Source organism: Providencia sp. PROV205 (assembly GCF_028479505.1).
Lineage (GTDB): Bacteria > Pseudomonadota > Gammaproteobacteria > Enterobacterales > Enterobacteriaceae > Providencia > Providencia huaxiensis.
This window is the reverse complement of record NZ_JAMPNU010000049.1, coordinates 1-1,995: the sequence shown is the minus strand read 5'-3', so window position 1 is coordinate 1,995 and position 1,995 is coordinate 1. Positions and strand designations below refer to the sequence as shown.

2 rRNA genes are annotated in these 1,995 nt (G+C 52.0%); both read right to left on the bottom strand.

From position 1 onward, the window contains the following. Window positions 1–5: 5 nt before the first annotated feature. Window positions 6–121, bottom strand: a 5S ribosomal RNA gene (gene rrf, locus PR800_RS19365). Window positions 122–270: 149 nt separating this feature from the next. Then, window positions 271–1,995 (bottom strand): 23S ribosomal RNA (locus PR800_RS19360); the annotation flags it as partial.

Sequence of the window (1,995 nt, the reverse complement as noted above, 5' to 3'; positions counted from 1 at the left end):
TTAATGTCTGGCAGTTCCCTACTCTCACATGGGGAGACCCCACACTACCATCGGCGCTACGGCGTTTCACTGCTGAGTTCGGCATGGGGTCAGGTGGGACCACCGCGCTATTGCCGCCAGACAAATTCTATTTGTTCCCGTTTAATGTCACTTTCGTGCACTAAACCAGAACGTCAATCTCAAACAAGCTGTGTGTCCTTCACCTCTCGGCTTCTCACTTTTATTGATTCAACTTTAATCTCTCAATCCCTAAAACACCTTCGGTGTTGTCAGGTTAAGCCTCACGGTTCATTAGTATTGGTTAGCTCAACATATCGCTATGCTTACACACCCAACCTATCAACGTCTTAGTCTTAAACGTTCCTTTAGGACCCTTAAAGGGTCAGGGAAGACTCATCTCAAGGCAAGTTTCCCGCTTAGATGCTTTCAGCGGTTATCTCTTCCGCACTTAGCTACCGGGCAATGCCATTGGCATGACAACCCGAACACCAGTGGTGCGTCCACTCCGGTCCTCTCGTACTAGGAGCAGCCCCTTTCAATCTTCCAACGCCCACGGCAGATAGGGACCGAACTGTCTCACGACGTTCTAAACCCAGCTCGCGTACCACTTTAAACGGCGAACAGCCGTACCCTTGGGACCTACTTCAGCCCCAGGATGTGATGAGCCGACATCGAGGTGCCAAACACCGCCGTCGATATGAACTCTTGGGCGGTATCAGCCTGTTATCCCCGGAGTACCTTTTATCCGTTGAGCGATGGCCCTTCCATTCAGAACCACCGGATCACTAAGACCTACTTTCGTACCTGCTCGAGCCGTCACTCTCGCAGTCAAGCTGGCTTATGCCTTTGCACTAACCGCATGATGTCCGACCATGCTTAGCCAACCTTCGTGCTCCTCCGTTACTCTTTGGGAGGAGACCGCCCCAGTCAAACTACCCACCAGACACTGTCCGCACCCCGGATAACGGGGCTACGTTAGAACATCAAACATTAAAGGGTGGTATTTCAAGGTTGGCTCCACGCAGACTGGCGTCCACGCTTCGAAGCCTCCCACCTATCCTACACATCAAGGCTCAATGTTCAGTGTCAAGCTATAGTAAAGGTTCACGGGGTCTTTCCGTCTTGCCGCGGGTACACTGCATCTTCACAGCGAGTTCAATTTCACTGAGTCTCGGGTGGAGACAGCCTGGCCATCATTACGCCATTCGTGCAGGTCGGAACTTACCCGACAAGGAATTTCGCTACCTTAGGACCGTTATAGTTACGGCCGCCGTTTACTGGGGCTTCGATCAAGAGCTTCTCCTTACGGATAACCCCATCAATTAACCTTCCAGCACCGGGCAGGCGTCACACCGTATACGTCCACTTTCGTGTTTGCACAGTGCTGTGTTTTTAATAAACAGTTGCAGCCAGCTGGTATCTGCGACTGGCTTCAGCTCCATCCGCGAGGGACTTCACCTAGCGCCAGCGTGCCTTCTCCCGAAGTTACGGCACCATTTTGCCTAGTTCCTTCACCCGAGTTCTCTCAAGCGCCTGAGTATTCTCTACCTGACCACCTGTGTCGGTTTGGGGTACGATTAATGATAATCTAGAGCTTAGAGGCTTTTCCTGGAAGCGGGGCATGAGCTACTTCATCACCGTAGTGACTCGTCATCGAACCTCAGCATATAGTGAACCGGATTTGCCTAATTCACCTGCCTACATTCTTAAACCGGGACAACCGTCGCCCGGATAGCCTAGCCTTCTCCGTCCCCCCATCGCAATTATCACCAGTACGGGAATATTAACCCGTTTCCCATCGACTACGCATTTCTGCCTCGCCTTAGGGGTCGACTCACCCTGCCCCGATTAACGTTGGACAGGAACCCTTGGTCTTCCGGCGTGCGGGTTTTTCACCCGCATTATCGTTACTTATGTCAGCATTCGCACTTCTGATACCTCCAGCATACCTCACAGTACACCTTCACAGGCTTACAGAACGCTCCCCTACCCAAC